Annotated in this window: 3 protein-coding genes; 1 reads left to right on the top strand and 2 read right to left on the bottom strand. The window is 67.4% G+C overall.

The genetic code is table 11. The features are described from left to right. The first annotated feature begins 15 nt into the window (after positions 1-15). Complete coding sequence (locus WBV89_RS00855; RefSeq protein WP_423979449.1) at positions 16-855, top strand: hypothetical protein; 840 nt, start codon at positions 16-18, stop codon at positions 853-855. A gap of 36 nt (positions 856-891) precedes the next feature. On the opposite strand, the gene WBV89_RS00850 is transcribed toward WBV89_RS00855, so the two are convergent. Together WBV89_RS00850 and WBV89_RS00845 are read right to left on the bottom strand one after the other, a co-directional pair. Beyond that, positions 892-1,362, bottom strand: coding sequence for a SixA phosphatase family protein (locus WBV89_RS00850; RefSeq protein ID WP_423979448.1), 471 nt, complete (start codon positions 1,360-1,362; stop codon positions 892-894). 2 nt (positions 1,363-1,364) lie between these two features. Continuing rightward, the gene (locus WBV89_RS00845; RefSeq protein WP_423979447.1) at positions 1,365-2,198 is read right to left on the bottom strand and encodes a DUF4328 domain-containing protein; all 834 of its coding nucleotides are present in this window, start codon (positions 2,196-2,198) and stop codon (positions 1,365-1,367) included. Positions 2,199-2,340: the final 142 nt, after the last annotated feature.

Here is a 2,340-nt window from a genome sequence, read left to right as displayed (position 1 = left end):
AGCGGAGGCTGATTCGTGACGACCACGGACGAGCCCGGCATCGAGAACTCTGTGGACGCCGATGCCGACGTCGACCCGGTGAGCCCGTTCCGGTCGGGCGCACACCTCGATCGGCTCGCCGAACTCGACGAGGAGCGGCGATACCTCCTGCGGTCGCTGCGCGATCTCGAGCGCGAGCACGAGGCTGGCGACGTCGACGACGTCGACTACCAGGTGCTCAAGGACGGCTACACCGTGCGTGCCGCCGCGGTGCTGCGCCAGATCGAGGCGGGGCGTCGACGGCTCCCACCGAAGCGGGACCGGAACTGGAAGCGGATGATCGCGATGGTCGCCGCGGCAGTGGTCGTGACCGCCGGGATCGCATTCGCGCTCGCCAGTGCGTTCGGTGAGCGTGGTGTCAACGACGAGATCACCGGCTTCTCACCGGGAGACGAGCTGCGCAGCACGCTCGTCGATGCGCGAGCCGCGCTCAACCGAGGAGACTTCGCGCTCGCGAATCAGCTCTACGTCGAGGTCAGCCAGCAGGCGATCGAACGCGACGAGGACAACGCGGAGGCGCTCGCGTACGTCGGGTGGACGTTCGCCCTGCTCGCACGCCAGACCGGCGCGGCGGATGATGCGGTCGACGAACAGTTGTCGATCGCTCGACTCGCGCTCGATCAGGCGATCGAGTTCGAGCCGACGTACGCCGATCCGTACTGCTTCATCGCGATCATCGAGTTCAACTTCCGAGATGACGCCGACGCGGCGCTCCCGTTCGTCGAGCAGTGCGAGAGCAGCAATCCGCCCGCCGACATCGCCGGACTGGTGGAGAGCTTCGCCGCCGAGATCCGAGCGGCTGCCTCCGACGGCTGACCGCGATCGCCAGGCCACGGGCCCGGGCCGTGTCCGTCAGCAGGTGGCCGGCCAGACCTTGCCCTTGGTGATCTTCGTGCCCTTCCGGCGCAGCACCCAGATGCTCGACTTGCCCCAGTTGGCGGGCGTCTCGACGATCATGCCGCGCCGGTGCAGCGCCTGGATCGTCGCCGGGATGATGTCGCCGTGGCTGCACAGCACCGAACCGTTCTCGACCTCGCCCAGCAGTTCGAGCACGGGTTCGAACGGTTCGTCCTCGAAGAGTCGTGATTCGGTGTGCACCTTCTGTCCGGTGAGCTCCGCGAGCGGCTCGAGCGTCTGCATGCAACGGACGTACGAGCTCGAGTACAGGGAGGTCGTCTTCTTGGCGGACAACCGTTTCGCCACTGCTGCAGACTGCTTCCACCCGCGCTTGCTCAACGGACGATCGACGTCGTCGCCGGTCCACAGCCGTCGCTCTCCCGCCTTGGCGTGGCGGACGAGGTAGATCGTGTCGGCCTGGCCCATCCCTACCTCTCGCCGGTGAGTGCGACGTGACGCTCGGTCAGTTGCTTGACCACGACGATCCAGACGCCGGCCGACACCAGGGTGATCGCGCCGGTCAGGATCAACAGCGGTGCGCTCGTCGCGGCGGCGACCTCCGCGATGCTCTGGGTGTCGGTGTCGAGGTTCAGTGTTGCATCGAGGACCGACGACACGCTGAACACGGTGAGCACGGCGGGAACCACTCCGTAGAGCACGAACCACAGGTACAGCAGCGGGTTCTCGCCGCTGGCCCGCCATCCGTCGGCACCGGGCGGAGTGTTCGGATCGCTCGCCTTCCACAACTCACGCAGGACGAGGAGTGGGACGACGAACAGGAACGGCGGGAGCAACCAGCCGACGATCGCGAACACGGGAGCGAAGGTGGTCGCGCGGCCCAACGTCCGCACGTTCTTCGAGAGCCGGAACATCCAGATCATCCCGAACACGCCGGCGGCCACCATCGGGCCGGTGCTCAGGATCTGCCCGATCGGGGCGATGCTGTTGGCGTCGAGGAATGCGTCCTCCGAGATCGTGCCGTCGAGGAAGTCCTGGGCCTTGGACGCAAGGTTTGCCGACACGAATGCGCTCGCGAGGCTGGCGATGCCGGTGATCGCGGCGAGGATCATCGCCCACCGGGCGGTCTTGGTGATCGGATTCAGTTGGTCCCGGTAGCCCTGGGCGGCGGTGTAGCCCACATAGCCGGCGGGAGCTCCGAGCTGCGGAGGTGGGGGCGGAGGCGAGGGTGCTCGCTGACTCCCCGCCGAGTCGGAAGCCGAGACCGACTCCGGTGGCGGCGGTGGGAGGGGGGCACCACTCATCGTCACGAGACTATCTGTCGAGCCATGGCGGTCGTCTCGGGCCGTTGTACCTATTTTGCGTCCGACCAACGCTCGACGACGCTGATGTCCGCGACGAACCGGACGGGCTGACGCGACGCAGGTGACCAGCGCGCCGCGGTCT

It is taken from the genome of Ilumatobacter sp. (assembly GCF_049588435.1).
Lineage (GTDB): Bacteria > Actinomycetota > Acidimicrobiia > Acidimicrobiales > Ilumatobacteraceae > Ilumatobacter_A.
This window is presented reverse-complemented; position numbering and strand designations above follow the sequence as displayed.